The sequence below is a fragment of the Rhodococcus sp. RCBS9 genome, from assembly GCF_029457415.1.
GTDB lineage: Bacteria > Actinomycetota > Actinomycetes > Mycobacteriales > Mycobacteriaceae > Rhodococcus_F > Rhodococcus_F qingshengii.
Genome location: NZ_CP120422.1, coordinates 5,848,146 through 5,864,315 on the forward strand (window position 1 = coordinate 5,848,146; position 16,170 = coordinate 5,864,315).

At 63.5% G+C, this 16,170-nt stretch carries 16 protein-coding genes; 6 read left to right on the top strand and 10 right to left on the bottom strand.

What is annotated here, in order from left to right; genetic code table 11:
• Window positions 1-259: 259 nt before the first annotated feature.
• Window positions 260-616, bottom strand: coding sequence for a hypothetical protein (locus tag P0M12_RS27330; protein ID WP_042450945.1), 357 nt, complete (start codon window positions 614-616; stop codon window positions 260-262).
• A gap of 189 nt (window positions 617-805) precedes the next feature.
• Between P0M12_RS27330 and P0M12_RS27335 the strand changes: the two genes are divergently transcribed.
• On the top strand, window positions 806-1,144 hold the full coding sequence (locus P0M12_RS27335) for an RNA polymerase-binding protein RbpA (protein ID WP_003944971.1): 339 nt from the start codon (window positions 806-808) through the stop codon (window positions 1,142-1,144).
• A 429-nt stretch (window positions 1,145-1,573) separates the two neighbouring features.
• Here P0M12_RS27335 and P0M12_RS27340 read toward each other — a convergent pair whose 3' ends face one another.
• From P0M12_RS27340 to P0M12_RS27365, 6 genes are all read right to left on the bottom strand, one after another.
• On the bottom strand, window positions 1,574-2,752 hold the full coding sequence (locus tag P0M12_RS27340) for a PrsW family intramembrane metalloprotease (RefSeq protein ID WP_003944910.1): 1,179 nt from the start codon (window positions 2,750-2,752) through the stop codon (window positions 1,574-1,576).
• Window positions 2,749-3,273 (bottom strand): hypothetical protein, encoded by a 525-nt coding sequence (locus tag P0M12_RS27345; RefSeq protein WP_007729814.1) that lies wholly within the window; start codon window positions 3,271-3,273, stop codon window positions 2,749-2,751. The genes P0M12_RS27340 and P0M12_RS27345 overlap by 4 nt, the downstream gene beginning before the upstream one ends.
• Window positions 3,274-3,528: 255 nt before the next feature.
• Entirely contained in the window at window positions 3,529-4,359 is an 831-nt protein-coding gene (locus P0M12_RS27350; protein ID WP_007729819.1) for a hypothetical protein, read from the bottom strand.
• Window positions 4,360-4,451: 92 nt separating this feature from the next.
• Window positions 4,452-6,020, bottom strand: a complete 1,569-nt coding sequence (lnt, locus tag P0M12_RS27355) for an apolipoprotein N-acyltransferase (protein ID WP_277377938.1) — start codon at window positions 6,018-6,020, stop codon at window positions 4,452-4,454.
• Window positions 6,021-6,057: 37 nt separating this feature from the next.
• Window positions 6,058-7,692, bottom strand: coding sequence for an amidohydrolase (locus P0M12_RS27360; RefSeq protein WP_277377118.1), 1,635 nt, complete (start codon window positions 7,690-7,692; stop codon window positions 6,058-6,060).
• Window positions 7,693-7,704: 12 nt separating this feature from the next.
• The gene (locus P0M12_RS27365; RefSeq protein ID WP_003944915.1) at window positions 7,705-8,265 is read right to left on the bottom strand and encodes an FxsA family protein; all 561 of its coding nucleotides are present in this window, start codon (window positions 8,263-8,265) and stop codon (window positions 7,705-7,707) included.
• A 250-nt stretch (window positions 8,266-8,515) separates the two neighbouring features.
• Between P0M12_RS27365 and P0M12_RS27370 the strand changes: the two genes are divergently transcribed.
• Window positions 8,516-9,175, top strand: coding sequence for a hypothetical protein (locus tag P0M12_RS27370; RefSeq protein ID WP_007729826.1), 660 nt, complete (start codon window positions 8,516-8,518; stop codon window positions 9,173-9,175).
• 37 nt (window positions 9,176-9,212) lie between these two features.
• Here P0M12_RS27370 and P0M12_RS27375 read toward each other — a convergent pair whose 3' ends face one another.
• Window positions 9,213-9,872, bottom strand: coding sequence for a response regulator transcription factor (locus P0M12_RS27375; RefSeq protein WP_277377121.1), 660 nt, complete (start codon window positions 9,870-9,872; stop codon window positions 9,213-9,215).
• 57 nt (window positions 9,873-9,929) lie between these two features.
• Window positions 9,930-11,093: a sensor histidine kinase gene (locus tag P0M12_RS27380; RefSeq protein ID WP_277377122.1), complete on the bottom strand. Its 1,164-nt coding sequence runs from the start codon at window positions 11,091-11,093 to the stop codon at window positions 9,930-9,932.
• 38 nt (window positions 11,094-11,131) lie between these two features.
• On the opposite strand from P0M12_RS27380, the gene P0M12_RS27385 reads away from it, so the two are divergent.
• The 4 genes from P0M12_RS27385 to P0M12_RS27400 are packed head-to-tail and all read left to right on the top strand — an operon-like array spanning window position 11,132 to window position 15,710.
• Window positions 11,132-11,899, top strand: a complete 768-nt coding sequence (locus P0M12_RS27385) for a TSUP family transporter (RefSeq protein WP_030536361.1) — start codon at window positions 11,132-11,134, stop codon at window positions 11,897-11,899.
• 30 nt (window positions 11,900-11,929) lie between these two features.
• Window positions 11,930-13,450 (top strand): TldD/PmbA family protein, encoded by a 1,521-nt coding sequence (locus P0M12_RS27390; RefSeq protein WP_003944822.1) that lies wholly within the window; start codon window positions 11,930-11,932, stop codon window positions 13,448-13,450.
• Entirely contained in the window at window positions 13,447-14,805 is a 1,359-nt protein-coding gene (locus P0M12_RS27395) for a metallopeptidase TldD-related protein (RefSeq protein WP_277377123.1), read from the top strand. Before P0M12_RS27390 ends, P0M12_RS27395 begins: the two co-directional genes overlap by 4 nt.
• Window positions 14,805-15,710, top strand: coding sequence for a TIGR01777 family oxidoreductase (locus tag P0M12_RS27400; protein WP_221742162.1), 906 nt, complete (start codon window positions 14,805-14,807; stop codon window positions 15,708-15,710). The genes P0M12_RS27395 and P0M12_RS27400 overlap by 1 nt, the downstream gene beginning before the upstream one ends.
• A gap of 7 nt (window positions 15,711-15,717) precedes the next feature.
• On the opposite strand, the gene P0M12_RS27405 is transcribed toward P0M12_RS27400, so the two are convergent.
• Window positions 15,718-16,098, bottom strand: coding sequence for a PPOX class F420-dependent oxidoreductase (locus P0M12_RS27405; protein ID WP_042450954.1), 381 nt, complete (start codon window positions 16,096-16,098; stop codon window positions 15,718-15,720).
• Window positions 16,099-16,170 lie beyond the last annotated feature (72 nt).

Below are 16,170 nucleotides of genomic sequence, written 5' to 3' on the forward strand. Positions count from 1 at the left end.
GTTGTCACGATCAGCGCCGGGAAGTGTGGCTCGGGGATTGAAGAGAAACATCGCACCGCCTCGATATCGAGTGGAAACCATGTGGCGATCCTGCGAGAGCGCAGCCGAAGGTCATCGACCTCGACGAAGGGTCGCTTCGAAGTCCGAACCTCCCCGAAGGTCCGAACTCAGGATCAAAATTTGTCGTCGTCAGGCGTCAGGAGCACCGCAGTGTTGCAGTGCTCGACGCAAGGCTAGAAACCGGTTGCCCACACCTGCTCTACCGGAAACGTTCGGCTTCGCGGGCAAGCTCGGTCAACCGTTCACACAACTGTGTGAGCTCTGAACTCTCTGCGCCCTCGGCAACTGCTGTCGCCACATCTTCGGCAGCGCATCGGACCTCGAACATCCGATCCACGAGTTCGACCGCTTCGACTGCGGTCAAGATGACGGCGTCAGCCGGGATCGACGTGCCCTTGACGGCATTGCGCTGCTCGTACGCACGCTGTCGACAAGACTGGCTGCAGTACCGGCGTCGACGACCGACACCGGTCACCGCGACCTCTCGACCACACCACACACACGGGTTTCCCGAACGCGCAGACTGCGGTGATCCGACGCGTGTGCTCTCAGCCATGAATCGACACTGTACTCGAGATTCGGACGCCTTCGATGAACGTGCACGGTACCCGGTAAGATGGAGAGGTTGCGTCTTCTCGCCACACGGGAACCAATCGGGTGCTCGTGGCGTTGTAGATGAGTGTGAGCGTCTACTCCCCAAGTCAGGGCGCCCACCAGCGGTGACGAACGAAGAGAGGACACCACCATGGCAGATCGCGTACTTCGAGGTAGCCGACTCGGAGCTGTGAGCTACGAGACCGACCGTGACCATGACCTCGCGCCCCGTCGTATGGCCAAGTACAAGTGCGAGAACGGCGAGATCTTCGACATCCCGTTCGCGGACGAAGCCGAGATCCCCGGCACCTGGTTGTGCCGAAACGGCCTCGAAGGCACCCTCATGGAGGGGACTGCTCCCGAAGCCAAGAAGGTCAAGCCTCCCCGCACCCACTGGGACATGCTGCTCGAGCGTCGCTCGGTCGAGGAACTCGAAGAGCTCCTCAAAGAGCGTCTCGATTTGCTGAAGGCCAAGCGTCGCGGCGCATGAACTAGCACTTCGATCAAGACCGTCCGGTTCTACACCGGGCGGTCTTTCTCGTTCTTCGGGGAGTGATCGTTCACAAGTCGACGTCATACTTCGGCCCTTCTTCGACGTGGCAACTTCAGGATGCTTCGCGGTCCTCAAAGACACTTCAGGGCAACGTCATTCAGCATCCAGGCGCACTCGCGGGCCGACAGTGCGCAAATCCTGGACTTGCGCTGGAGAACCATCGGCACTGCTTCGTGCACCAGTGTGAGCTGTATCCCCCACCCCGCGACACACCAAACTTCGGTACACCAAACTTCGATACGGAGTGAACTGGTAGCCCAGTCACTCGGCCGGGTTGCTTGCCAAGTGACGATGGCAAGCAACCCGGCCGACTGGGGTGTGGGTGAATGATTTGCGGTGCTGAACGGTTCTTCCGCTACTTCCCGGTCACCGAGTGATGCTCTGTGCCGCGGTTCCTTGGCGGAGGCGGGTGATTTCGTTGCGTGATTCGACGACCTGGGGGCTGTCGTCGCCCTTGCTGACAGCTAGGTCGCTGCACAGATCCAGCGCGGCACGAACGATATGTCGTCGTTGGCGACGTTCGGTGCGAGTGGGTGCGGCTTTCGCGTAAGTGCGTTGTTGTCGCCATCCGCCGGCGGCTGTCACCTCGGCGTCGGTCAGGACGCCGGACTCGATTTCCGGGGCGAGAATGTCACGGACGAAGTGGGATTCACGTGGGTGCGCCCAGACGAACGCGATCCACAAGGCAGTGAACGCGAAGACGATGTCGCCGATCATGATGACGAACACGAGCGAACTGCTGCCGCCGGCGATCGCGAGCATGGAATCCCACACGCCGTGGATCAGGATGGGTGCCACGATCAACGCCAATCCGCGTCCGATCCGCCGGGGCTGGGCCGGGGTGCCGATCAGATAGATCACGCCGGCGCAGAAAAGGGCGGTGAACAGGGGATGAGAGACGATGTCGGAGTAGGTGCGGGTGGCGATGGAACCGAGCAGGCCGTCGGTTTGGTGGGCGCCGAAGCCCTGTGTTGCGCCGGCAATCGAGTACAGAAAGTCTTCGCTAGTCTGAAATCCCAAGCCGATGAAAGCACCGAGGAGCAGGCCGTCGGTTGCGGTGCGCACCAGGCGTGGTGCAAGCGCGAGGAGGACTACGATGCCGATGCCTTTGGCGGTTTCCTCCACGAAGGGTGCAGAGAGGCCCGCATGCCAGTCCTGAGCCCATACCTGCCCGAAAATCTTCGAGTAGAGCGAACCGACTGCTCCGTTCGCGGGTACTGCGATAGTGAACGTTGCTGCGGTGGCGCCCCAGATGAAGCCGGTGACCACTAGTCCTACGGGTTGGCGTTCGTAGCGGTCGATGTGCCGGAACCACCATGTCCAGACCGCGGCGCTGATGACGCCGACGATGCCGGCAACGAGGAGTGCGCGCCCGAAGTATCCGGCGAAGGGAGCAAACATCTGCCAGCCTTTGACGAGGCCGAATCCGCACATCCACAGGTATATCCAGAACACGACGTTGCGTGGCTGGAAGAAGTGAAATTTCTCGCCCCAGGCCGTCGTATCGAATGCGCGGGAGCGGGTTTCGAGGAGATCGGTGCTCACTTGGTGTCTCCCTCGTGTGTGCCGATAGAGGCGATCATGTCGGTGATTTCTCGACTGCGGGCGGCGATCTGATCGGGTGGGCCGACTACCTGTACCCGAATTCCCTTGCCGTCGACGACGAATGTGGTCACCGATCCGGCGGACCGCGGAGTGTCAAAGCTGACCTGGACGCCGCTCAGACCCCCGGCGGTGCTGATCGGCTGGCGCGCACCGGAGACCGCAAGCACGGAACTGCCGTTCGTCGCAAGACTCACGGCATCTGTTTGGGAGAGGAGTTCGTCGGCAGTTCCACTGAATGTGTCGGCGTCGACGCTCACGGTGACGGTGCCATCGGTCAACGTCACACGTGGGAGCGAATCGGACGCGCCATGTTGGTCGGTTCGGAAACCACTGTCGACATTCCAGCCCGCAGGTGCGGCGAAGGAGACCGTTTCGGTCACGGCCATCCGGTCTCCGGCGCCGGTTGGATCTTCGGAGGAGACAGCGGAATCGATGGCGGGCACGATCACGGTCCAGAGCATCCACACCGCCAAGATCGCGAGGGCGTGTGGAAAGACTCGTGTGTCGAATCCGAGGAAGCGGTGATCCGCTGGTGGACGTCTTCCGTGTAGGGGCTCGTGCTTGTGTGCAGTACTCGAAATAACGCTCAATTTCCCTCGTTTCCATTGCACGGCAGGTGCACTGACTATCGCAGAAACGGACAAATTCCGTGCATCAGCCGGTCATCGAGACGATCGTGCACCAAGTTCCCGTAGGCGCGAGATCACCGAGAGCTCCTAGTCGACGGTGAACCGTCGCATCGCCAGATGTCCGAACACGCCGACCAGAATCAACGTGACGCCTGCGGTCACGGAAACGGAGTCGGTCACCAACCCCGCGATGCCGGTCACGGCTACGAACACCGGCAAAAAGTCGAACAGCCTGAAAATCGACTGCGGTGGTTCGGTTTCGAGGCCCTGAGCCTGAGCGGCCTTGTTCGGCGCATACTCGGGGTACCACTCGGTGAAGGAGATCGCGAAGAAGGTTCCGAGCAACTGCAGAATCCATCCGGTCCAGAAGTTGTCACCGTCGTGCAGCAGTGCGTCTCCGAACAGGCCCACTACGGCCGACCAGGTGAAGGCGAGAGCCCACACCGCCGTAATGACGTAGTTGATGTGCAGAAACAGAGGCGTCGCCCAATACTCTTCGGGCGTCGACTCTTTCGCGTACTGCAAAGTGAAAGGATTGCGGAGCAGGATCGATCCGAAGGCAAAGACCACCAGCGCGATGTTGGTCAGTTCGCCTCCCCAGAGTTCGAACCACCGAATCGTGTTCGCCGACGCGAGGAGGCCGATGGCCGCCAGAACGCCGAAGAACACGACGTCGAAGACCTCCAACAGCTTCACGGTGCCGCCGCGCCGGTGACTGGCCGCCAAGATCAGCAGCGACAACCCGAGGGCTGCGGCCGCGGATTCCTCGAACCTTCCCGGCCCGGAGAGCAAGGACAGCAAGATCCACGGTGACAGGCCGGCGAGCGGTGACTGCAGAACCGCGTCGACGACACTGGTTTTGTGAACTGCATCCCGGGGCTCGGACTTGTCTGGCTCGGTTTTCTCAGGCTCGGTCACAAGAAGCCGCCTTACGCAGGAACGGGTGGCACAGCGAGTACCCGCGTAGGCGCTCCTCGGAACATCGGCAGCCCCAATATCCGATGCTCGGCTCAGATTGCCGCAGTCTCCTCGGGTGAGTGCTCAGCCTGATCTCGGCGCCTGGCCAGCACTGCCATGGCAATCGCGCCGACCGCGATGATGCTGAGCACGATCTCCGGCACCGGACCTACTCGGCTGGCAAGGGTGGAGCTGGTCGAGAGCGGCACCTTCGCCACCAGGGTCGCCGGCACGAACAGGTCGGTTTGCGAAGTCACCGCACCGTCGGGAGCGATGATGGCGCTGACACCACTGGTTGCGGCGACAACGACGGCGCGGCCGTGCTCGACTGCCCGCACACGCGACATTGCCAGCTGCTGATAGGTCATCTCGGTGTCCCCGAAAGTGGCGTTGTTGGTCGGTACCGCCAGCAACTGTGCACCGTTGCGCACAGATTCCTGGAACGCCCGGTCGAACGCCACCTCGTAACAAGTCGCGACACCGATGGGTACCCCCGCTGCATGGACAACGCCGTTGCCCTCGCCGGGAACGAAATTGCCCGCGCGATCGGCGTACGAGGAGAAGTTCCTGAAGAAGCTTCGGTAGGGCAGGTATTCGCCGAACGGCTGAATGATCTTCTTGTCGTGCTGTTCCTGAGGACCGTTGGCGCCGTCCCACACGATCACCGAATTGGTGGTCGTACGATCGGCGTTCACGAGTACGGTGCCGACAAGAATCGGCGCTCCGATCGCTTCGGAGGCCCGGGTGATGTCGGCAGCGGCATCGGCGTTTCGCAGGGGGTCGATGTCCGAGGCGTTCTCCGGCCAGATCACGACGTCAGGCTGATCGACGCGGCCCGCGTCCACCTCGGCAGCAAGTTTCACGGTTTCGGCGACATGGTTGTCGAGGACCTGCTTGCGTTGCGAGTTGAAGTCCAAGCCCAACCTCGGAACGCTTCCCTGAATGGCGGCGACGGTGATCGTTCGATCACCGGAATCCATGGTGGACAAGAACGGCGACACCGCGAGAGCAATGATCACGGGCACGAGGGCAGCGGCAACAGCTCCGAAGAATCCTCGGTCCCATCGTTTGGCCGCGACAGCGACTGCAACTGCTGCCAAGCCGGTACCGGTCAGGGCCACCGCGAAGCTGAGCAGCGGCGCACCGCCGACACTCGCAAGTGGGAGGAGCCACCCTTCGGATTGACCGAATGCGAGCCTGCCCCAAGGAAATCCGCCGAAAGGAACGCTGGAACGAAGCCACTCGGTGAGCGTCCAGGTCGCGGCAATCCACAAGGGTGCCCATGGCAACCTCGCCACCAGAACCGCAAGCAGCCCGAACAGTCCGATGAACAACGACTCCACCGCGGCCAACGCGATCCACGGGACCGCACCTACGAACACACCGATCCACGGAAGCAACGGCACCAGAAATCCGAGACCGGCCAAGTATCCGTAACCGAAGCCGGCACGAAGGCGCAGTCCGCCGCGCCCGAGGTTCGTCAACACACACGTCAGAAGAGCGATCCCGACGGGCGCCAAGAACCACAGCGGGCGGGGTGGGAACCCTGCGAAGATCAGGAATCCACCTGCGGCCGCGTACAGCGAACGTAGCCATGCGGAACCGGTGAGCACAGCGCTCACACGGGAGCGATCACCGACAGACGCCTCTGCGCCGGCCTCACTCACTCGACGAGCCGCGCTGATAGACGACGCGTCCGCGATGCACCGACTTGATGCAGACCGGAATCGGCGCATCTTCCGCCAGCCTCGGCAGAGCGGGTACGCGCGAGCGCGGATCGGTAGACCATCGCTGAACCGAGTCGGCGGGTGCGCTCACTTCGAGTTCGCCTGCCTCCCACAACACGTAGGAGGCCGGTGCGCCCGGATTGAGGGTTCCCGCGGCGCCGTCCCGCACTCCGCCCGCGCGCCAGGCGCCGCGAGTTGCCGCGGAGAAGGCCGCACGCGGCGAGATTCCACTTCCGTCGGTGCGGTGCTGGACAGCGGCGCGCAGCATCGCCCACGGCTCGATGGGGGTGACCGGGGCGTCGGAGCTGAATGCGAGCGAGACACCCTTACCGGCAGCAGGTGCAAACGGATTCAACGCTGCTGCGCGCTCTACTCCCAGGCGCGTGGCGTAAAGACCGTCGGTGCCACCCCACAGTGCGTCGAACACCGGTTGGACGCTAGCGATGACACCCAAGGCGGCAAAGGTTTCCGCGTCGGCCATAGACATCATTTCCGCGTGCTCGAGGCGGTGACCCAACGCGGCGACCTTGGGGCCACCCAGTTCGTCGGCGACCCTGCGGAACGCGGCAGCTGCCGACGAGACGGCGCCGTCACCGATGGCATGGAACCCGGCCTGGACGCCCGCGAGGGTACAGGCCTGGATGTGTGCGGCGATCGCGTCGACGTCGAGGTAGGCATTGCCCGTCGAATCAGGTTGGTCTGCATAGGGTTCGAGCAACCACGCGGTATGCGAACCGAGCGAACCGTCGATGAAGAGATCCCCGCCGAGTCCGTCTGCTCCGGTTTTGTCGAGGAGCGCGCGAGCATCCTCTTCGCTGTCGACACGCTCACCCCAGTAGCCCCGAACCTCCACGCCGTGATCGTGGGCCAACAGTTCCTGGAAATCGGTCAATCCCGAGATGTCCGGTCCCCCGCACTCGTGAACGGCCACGATTCCGCGTGAGGCGCAGAGATCGAGCGCAGCGGTACGAGCAGACGCGCGCTGAGTATCCGTCAGCAGATTCCGAGCGGCATTGCGCGCCAGGTGGTGTGCGTCGAACGTCAACGGGCCTTCGGCTGAGTATCCAGCGGTGTCGGCGAGGCCGGAGATCCCGTCGCGCAATGCGCTCGAGCACGCGGCCGAGTGAACGTCGATCCGCGAGAGATACACCTTGCGGCCAGGGGAAGCCGCGTCGAGATCTGCGGTCGACGGCGGGGTCTGCTCGGCCCACTCGGTGTCGTCCCAACCGTGTCCCCAGATGACTGCGTCGGGATGGGCAGTTTCGGGGTTCGCGGCTGCGAATGTTCGTACTCGCGAGAGACATTCGTCCAGAGAGTTCGCGCCCACGAGATCGAGGCCGACGAGATTGAGTCCCAGTGCGGTGATGTGGACGTGGGTGTCGACGAACCCGGGAGTGACAAACGCACCACCCAGGTCTTCGATCTCCGCGGCGGGGTGCAACGCCCGTCCGGCGCGCTCGTCGCCGACCCACACGACGGTGCCGTCGGTGATGGCGATCGAGGTCGCGTCAGGTGCAAATGAACTGTAGATCCGGCCGTTGACCAGCAGACGAGTAGTCACGAGCACCCAGTCTGCCTGTTAGTACTGCGGCCCCCGCGAACGGGTGGGTGTATCCGTGTCCAGAATCTCACCCTCGAGCACCAGTTCCTTGCCGTTGCTGGCGACGTACTCGGTGGTTTCGGGTGTCTCGACGATGATCTCGCCGTCGATCACCTCGCCGTTTCCGCGCATCCGCGCCGCGTAGCCGACGGTTCCGGCGAAGGCGTCACCACCGGCGGCAAATGCGGCTGCGCGCTTACCTGCCAGGAGCACTGCAAGCGGGCGCAGCGCCCAGCGGGTCGGCGGAATCAGAAGCAGCAGGCCCAGAACCGAAGTCACGAGTCCGGGTACGAACATCAACGCGGAGCCCGCCGCGACCAAGGCGCCGTCGGCGACCGCCAGTGACGGCGATCCCTCACCCCGCGTGGCCTTACGGAACCCGTCCATGACCCGTCGCCACTGCGAGCGCATGAGGATCAATCCGACAAGCGATCCGGCGAGAAACAGCAGCACTGTCCAGGCGACACCGATGGCGTTGCCCACGATGACCAAGGCTGCGATCTCGACGATCACGTAGAGGAGAAATACGGCGGCGATCATGACGTCCCCTTTCAGACGGTCTATTCGTTCAACGCTCGAGAGGTCGGTTTTTCTCCCGACAACGACGCAGAGGTGCAAAACAGGTGGGTGCCGTGAGTCACACGGGCCTTCTCTCACGCACGTGCGACTTGCCTGGCGTTAACTAACGCTCCGCTAACGATTCTAAACCTCAAGTTGACGTTGAGACTCTGCGCATGGTCAAGTCACTTCGGGCCGCATTTCCCGGCCTCATGAAATGAAGGAGCCCGACATGAGCCGACTCCCCGGCAAGACACTCGCCCGACGCATTCCCGCTGCCATCGCCGGCACTGCCGCCGTCGTGGCACTCACCGCCGGCAGCGCGATGATCAGCGCGGGAACCGCGGCCGCAGAACCGGTGGTACCCGAAGGAATTGCCGCACTGATCGCGCAGGCCGCAGCCATCTCCCCCGAAGCCTCTGCTGCTGTTCAGCAGTTGATCGGCACGGCAGGCGCTGATCAGATCACGACCGCTCTCGATCTCCCGGACATCGGCGTCACCAAGCCGCAGTCGTTCATGTACCCCGCACCGACGGTCGGGTGTGGCGTGGCTGGTGAACCCGTCACCGTCACCCTCAGCTCCGCACAGGCCGGTCCGAACTTCCCGTTGCCGCCGTGGGTCGAGGCCGACCATCTCCGGTTCCAGGCAATCCCGGGTTACGTCGGCATACCCAAGACCTCAGGGTTGAGTGTTGCCTGGATCAACGTCGGCACGTTCAAGGGCGGCATCGTCCCGTTGGACGAGAAGTTGCCCGTACTCGATACGCCGTTGCTCTCGAAGGTCGTCGACACCGGTGACGGCAAGGTGTTTGCCGCTCTGTTCGGCAATGTCGATTACGCAGACGGGAAGACCTGCATCGTGCTGCCAACAGTGGGCTCTTTTGATGCTTGAGCAGAGCGAAACGCTCGCTGCCTGACAGGCGGCTGGCCTACGCGCCCGGAGTCACCAGTCCGGTCTCGTAGGCCAGCACCACAGCCTGCACACGATCACGCAGATCGAGTTTGGTGAGAATGCGTCCGACGTGCGACTTGATCGTCGATTCGGACAGGTACAGCTGCTGTGCGATCTCGATGTTCGACAATCCCGTGGCCACGTGCCCGAGTACTTCGCGTTCGCGTTCGGTCAGGACGTCGAGAACCACCGGATCGCGTCGCGGCGCCGGACCGTCCACGATGAACCTCGACAGCAGACGACGTGTCACCTTCGGGGAAACAACCGCGTCACCGGCTGCCACGCTGCGGATTGCCGACACGAGATCCTCGGGCGGGGTGTCCTTGAGAAGGAAGCCGCTGGCTCCGGCGCGCAAGGCACCGAGAGCGTGTTCGTCCAGGTCGAAGGTCGTCATCACCAGGACCCTGGATTCGATCCCGGCGGCAAGAATCTGCTCGGTCGCTTTCACTCCGTCGACAATCGGCATCCGCACGTCCATCAACACGACGTCAGGCTTCAGCGCCACCGCCGCTGCGACCGCCGCGGCCCCGTCGCCGGCCTCACCGATGACGGAGATGTCTTTATGAGCTTCGAGCACCATGTTCAGGCCCATCCGCATGAGTTCCTGATCGTCGACTAGCAGCACGGTGATGGGCACGGCGTAAACCTATCGGGCCTGAGACGTCGGTGCCAATGCGATTGCGGCGAGCCGGTATCAATCGTGGATCTCGAGCGGCAACTCTGCGTACACACGCCAACTGCCGTCGGGGCGTCGTCCCGTCTCGAGTGTCCCGTGCAGTACGGCCACCCGCTCACGCATGCCGACCAGTCCATTCCCCGAACCGTGGGAGAAGGTCGAACTCGACGTTCCGTTGTCGACGACCTCGAGTAGTACCGCGGTCTCGGTGCGGCGCACGGTGACTCGGGCCTTCGGGTTTGCGCCGGCGTGGCGGAGGACATTGGTCAGTGATTCCTGAACGAGGCGATGAATGCCCAGGCTGACCGATGGACTGACGTCGTCGAGCTCGCCGGTCAGTTCTAGCCGCACCCCGAGACCGGCGGCCCGCATCATCTCGACGACCTTGGCGATGCCGGCAGTTCCGTGTTGCGGCATCGCATCACTACTGACCTCGGTGCGCAGCAGCGAGACGGTACGGCGAAGCTCGGCAAGGGCGTCGCGTCCGGTGCTGGAGATGTTGCCGAGCGCCTTCTTGGCCAACGCGGGATTGGAATCGACCGCATACGACGCGCCGTCCGCCTGGACGATCATCACGCTGACCGCGTGGGCGACGACATCGTGGAGTTCGCGGGCGATTCGGGTTCTTTCCGTGGCCACCGCATCCTCGGCACGCCGATCCCGTTCGTATTCGGCCACTTCGAGTCTGGCGGCCACTTCCTCGTCGTAGGCGCGGCGGGCGCTCAAGAACTCGGCGGTGATCCAGGCCAGTGCATAGAGCAGCGTCGCGATGATGATCGTCAGGATCACGTCTTGGCGGATGACGAGCAACGAGAGAGTCATGTCCAGGGCAAGGAAGCACGCGAATATCGCCCCGGTACGCCGATCGACGTAGGCGACGAGTGTGTAGAGCGAAACTCCGAGCGCCAGCAGGCCTGGATGTTCCGCAGCCGGATCCCCAGTCGCCCACATCATCAGGGTCGCGAAGTACGACATCGACAATATGGACGCAGCGGACACACGCGGATATTTGCGACGCCACACGACGGGAAGGCAGATCAGAAATCCGACGACGAGCTGAGGCCACCGCTCCTCACGCGGCGAACTGACGAACGTGACTACCTCGAGCGCGAAGAACACGAGCGCCAGCGCGCTGTCCGCGATCATCGGCTTTCCTCGCAGCCACAGGCTGAACCTCCGCATGTGCTCAAGAGTGTCACAGCTGTGAAAGAGTCACCGCCGTGGATATTGCTGATTGGGGACTGCTGATGACGGCAGCGACGGCGGCGGGTTGGGTCGACGCCGTGGTCGGCGGCGGTGGATTGATTCTGTTGCCGGCGCTCTTTCTGGTCGCACCCCAATTGACCCCACAGGCGGCACTGGCCACCAATAAATTGACGGCATTCACCGGGACGAGTGCTGCGGTGTACACGTTCTCCCGTCGAATCCCGATGGAGTGGCGGCAGATGGCGCCGGCAGCCGCGTTGGCTGCGGTGACGGCCGCGTGCGGGGCGGCGGCCGTTTCGCTGATCGACAAGAAGTACTTCATTCCGATCGTGATGGTCGTCCTCGTCGCCGTCGCCGTCTTCGTGACCATGCGTCCGACGCTGGGCACCACGATCGCGACCCATCGTCCGACGCAGCGCAAGACCGTCCTCGTCCTGCTGCTCTCCGCCGGACTCATCGGCCTCTACGACGGTCTGCTCGGACCCGGCACCGGCACCTTCCTCATCATCAGCTTCGCGACCTTCCTCGGAACCGAATTCGTTCGGAGCGCAGCGATGGCGAAGGTGATCAATCTCGGTTCCAATTTCGGCGCGCTCGCCTACTTCGCCGTCACCGGGCATGTCTGGTGGAGTTTGGGTTTGGCGATGGCGGTGTGCAACGTTCTCGGCGCGGTCATCGGTTCGCGGATGGCGCTGAGCAAGGGATCCGGATTCGTGCGGATCACGCTGTTGGTGGTCGTGATCGCCATGGTGATTCGCCTCGGATGGCAGCAGTTCGGCTGAGATCGGCGGTCGTCGGCTAGCGTCGTGTGCGTGACCGTCACCCGAGATGTCGATGCAGATTTCCTCGCCCTCCCGCTGCGAGCTGTCGCTGATGCGGCGCTGTCGGCAGCGAGAACGGCCGGCGCCCAGCACGCCGATGTTCGTGTCCACCGCGTGCTCACACAGTCGATCAGGTTGCGCGACGGCGTAGTTCAGGCGGTGTCCGACGGAGACGAGATCGGGGTCGCCGTCCGTGTGATCGTCGACGGCACGTGGGGATTCGCCTCGCACGCCGAGGTGTCCCCCGATGTCGCTGCTGCGCTGGCACGCCAAGCGGTCGAGGTCGCGAAGGCATTGCGCTCGCTCAATCGGGATCCGGTCACCCTCGCCGACGAGCCCGTCTACGCCGACGCGACGTGGGTGTCGCCGTACCTCGAAGATCCCTTCGCGACACCGACGGCCGAGAAGGTAGGCCTGCTGGTCGACTACTCCGGACGGCTTCAAGCCGCCGACGGCGTGGATCACGTCACGGCGAGTGTCCTCCAGGTCAAGGAGCAGACCTTCTACGCGGATCTGGCCGGTTCGTCGATCACCCAGCAACGGGTGCGTCTGCACCCCGAGTTCGAGGCGACCGCCGTCGACAAGTCGGCCGGCAGCTTCGAATCGATGCGCACCTTGGCGCCGCCGGTAGGCCGCGGATGGGAGTACCTCGGGGCGGAGAGCACATGGAACTGGGGCGATGAGCTCGCGCAGATCCCGGAGTGGCTGGCCGAGAAGACCAAGGCACCGACCGTCGAAGCGGGTCCGACCGACCTCGTGATCGATCCGACCAATCTGTGGCTCACGATCCACGAATCCATCGGACACGCCACCGAATACGACCGGGCGATCGGCTACGAAGCGGCCTACGCCGGTACGTCGTTCGCGACGCCGGACAAGCTGGGAACGCTGAAATACGGAACGCCACTCATGCACGTGACCGCCGATCGTAACGAAGAGCACGGCCTGGCCAGCGTCGGATTCGACGACGACGGCGTCGCCTCTCAACGGTGGGATCTGGTGGCAGAGGGAACACTGGTCGGGTATCAACTAGACCGCGTGTTCGCGCCGAGGCTGGGGCTGACGCGTTCCAACGGTTGCTCGTACGCAGACTCCGCACATCACGTTCCCATCCAGCGAATGGCCAACGTCTCGCTCTCCCCCGACCCTTCTACGGACACCTCGACTGCAGACCTGATCTCGCGAGTCGAGAACGGCATCTACGTCGTCGGTGACAAGTCCTGGTCGATCGACATGCAGCGCTACAACTTTCAGTTCACCGGTCAGCGGTTCTTCAAGATCCGTGACGGAAAGCTCGACGGTCAGGTGCGCGACGTGGCGTATCAGGCGACGACGACGGATTTCTGGGGCTCGATGGAAGCCGTTGGCGGTGAGTCGACCTGGCGTCTGCAAGGCGCATTCAACTGCGGCAAGGCGCAACCCGGTCAGGTTGCGGCGGTCAGCCACGGCTGCCCGTCCGCTCTGTTCCGCGGAGTCAACATCCTCAACACTCGTTCGGAGGCTCAGCAGTGATCGATCCGCAGCAGGTCGTCGAGCGTGCATTGGCCGCGAGGACGGTAGACGAATCGTTGGTGATCGTGACCGATGCGAGTGAGGCGTCGCTGCGGTGGGCCAACAATTCGATGACCACCAACGGAGTTTCGCTGTCCCGGACGTGGACGGTGATCTCGATCGTGCGCGAGGGTGACATCGCGAAGGTGGGCACTGTCAGTTCCAGCAGTGTCGATCCGGAGCAGATTTCCGCGCTCGTACAGGCAAGCGAGGCAGCTGCTCGCACAGCCACTCCGGCTGACGACGCGTCCGACCTGATCACGCAGTCGGCGGCGGAGACCGACTGGGACCTGCCGGCCGCCCTGACCGACATCGGTGTCTTCGCTCAGTTGGCTGCCGACCTGTCGACGGCCTTCGACGGCGGCGACCAGTTGTTCGGCTTCGCTCACCACCAGTTGCACACCACCTGGCTCGGCACTTCGACGGGCGTGCGACGTAGAACGGCTCAGGCCACCGGCTCCGTGGAAATCAACGGCAAGCGCGGCGACGCCAGCGCCTGGGTCGGATCCGGAGCTGTCGATTTCAGCGATATCTCGATACCGAAGCTCCTGTCGCAGTTGACCACTCGACTCGACTGGGCGGGTAACTCCGTCAGTCTGCCTGCCGGCCGCTACGAGACAATTCTTCCGCCGTCTGCTGTGGCGGACCTGATGATCTATCTGATGTGGACCATGGAGGGTCGCGGCGCCGAAGAAGGCCACACCGCACTGTCCACCACCGGTGGAACCCGGATCGGCGAGAAGCTCGGATTGCCACTGACACTCACCTCCGACCCCGGCGCCGAGGGCTTGCAATCCGCGCCGTTCGTGATCACGACGTCGTCGAGTGAATCCGTCTCACTGTTCGACAACGGTATGGAGATCGAACCCGTCGACTGGGTCCGAGACGGCGTCGTCAATGCGCTGGCGTACCCGCGCCACGCTGCACGAGAATTCGGTCGACCTGTCGCAGTTCCCGGCGACAATCTCATCCTGACCGGTGGTGACGACACCTCGATCGAGGACATGATCGCAGGTACCGAGAAGGGTCTACTGCTCACAACCCTCTGGTACATCCGTGAGGTCGATCCCACGACGCTGCTGTTGACCGGACTCACCCGTGACGGGGTGTATTTGATCGAGGACGGCAAGATCGTCGGCGCCGTCAACAACTTCCGTTTCAACGAGAGTCCGCTCGATCTCCTGCGGCGGGTCACCGAGGCTGGACGCACCGAGATCACGCTTCCCCGGGAGTGGAAAGATTGGTTCACCCGCACGGCCATGCCGCCGATGCGCATTCCCGACTTCCACATGTCCTCGGTCAGCCAGGCGCAGTGATGGCGAAGGTCGTGATCGCCGGCGGCACCGGTGCTCTCGGCCGCCGAATCAGCGACGATCTCGCGGACCGCGGATATGACGTCGTGGTCCTGACTCGCTCACCGAAACCCGGCAGGCACAGGCAGGTTCAGTGGGACGGCGTCACGGTGGGCGACTGGGCGGGAGAACTCGACGGCGCCGCGGTGATCAATCTGGCCGGCGAGTTGGTCGATCGCCGACCCACACCGGCAAACATCGCACTACTCACCAGTTCCCGAGTCGATCCGACCCGCGCGCTGGTCGAAGCGTCGAAACTACTGGCGAACCCTGTTCCGGTGTGGATCCAGGCGAGCACGCTCGCGATCTACGGCGACGCCGGAGAGACCCGGCTCGACGAGGCTTCCCCACTCGCTGACGGACCACCTCAGATGACCGACGTCGCAAAGGACTGGGAGGCAGCGGTCGAGGGAGCAAACGCGTCACGAGTGGTGATCCTGCGAACCAGTGTCGTGTTGGAGAAGGGCACACCGGCGCTCGAGCGACTGCTGTTGCTCGTGCGTCTCGGTCTGGGCGGACGCGTCGCCTCGGGTAGGCAGTGGACCAGTTGGATTCACATCGAGGACTGGCTGTCGATCGTGCGCTGGGCACTCGAACCCGATTCGGCTGCCTCGGGCGTGGTCATCGCGACGGCTCCGGATCCCGTCCGAAACTCAGAACTGATGGCCGGGCTGCGCAAGCACCTTCACCGGCCACCTGCGCCGCCGACGCCCGCTTTCATGGTCAGAATCGGCGCGTTCCTTCTTCGCAGCGACGCTGCCCTGGGCCTGACGGGTCGTCAAGCCGTATCGAAAGTGTTGGCGGACAAAGGCTTCACATTCACCTATCCGCGCTTCGACTCAGCGTTGGACGATCTGCTCGGCAACTGACGCGCGGTCAGGCTGCAGTGACGGCAAGTCCGATCGTTCCGGTCTTGCCGCGGCGAAGGAGACTGCCCTTCATGGTGATCCAGCCGAGGATTCCGTACCGACGTGCTATCGCGTCGCGAGCATGATCGGTGCCCGGTCCGTCGAGGATCTCGGCGACGGCGGCCACCGGTTCACCCTTGGGATTTCCCCGAGCGTCACACGCAGCGACGGTGACCGACGGGTTTCGCCTGATGCGCTTGACCTTGTAGGAATCGGTGACGGTCCACATCAGGAGCTTGTCGCCGTCCGGCGCGGCCCAGAGCGGAGTCGCCACCGGCGTTCCGTCCTTGCGGAAGGTCGTGAGTAGGACGTACTTGGCCTCGGAGACGCGCTTGAAGTCGGAGTTCACTCCTCGAGGATAGGTGCGAGCGCCTCTCGCTGAACATCGACAGGTTTCCGCGACTATCTGGCGACCGATCAG